This is a genomic window from Haemophilus haemolyticus (assembly GCF_003493685.1).
Classification (GTDB): Bacteria; Pseudomonadota; Gammaproteobacteria; order Enterobacterales; family Pasteurellaceae; genus Haemophilus; species Haemophilus haemolyticus_O.
The window spans coordinates 1-426 of the sequence record NZ_QQJW01000036.1; the positions used below are offsets into that span (position 1 = coordinate 1).

At 50.7% G+C, this 426-nt stretch carries 1 rRNA gene; it reads left to right on the top strand.

Annotated features, from left to right (window positions below):
* A 23S ribosomal RNA gene (locus DV434_RS10670) occupies window positions 1-426 on the top strand; the annotation flags it as partial.

Genomic DNA, 426 nt, shown 5'->3' on the forward strand with positions numbered 1-426 from the left:
TTAGACAGCTAGGATGTTGGCTTAGAAGCAGCCATCATTTAAAGAAAGCGTAATAGCTCACTAGTCGAGTCGGCCTGCGCGGAAGATGTAACGGGGCTGAAATATAGCACCGAAGCTGCGGCATCAGGCGTATCACTAATACGCCTTACGATTAACGAGATGGAATGGCGCGAAGCGACATGAAATGTTGTTCAAGCAACCCGAACGTTGAGTCGGGCATCTTTGAGTGAGGATTATTAGTGATACGTCTGTTGGGTAGGGGAGCGTTGTGTAAGCGGATGAAGGTGGCTCGAGAGGGTTGCTGGACGTATCACAAGTGCGAATGCTGACATAAGTAACGATAAAACGGGTGAAAAACCCGTTCGCCGGAAGACCAAGGGTTCCTGTCCAACGTTAATCGGGGCAGGGTGAGTCGGCCCCTAAGGC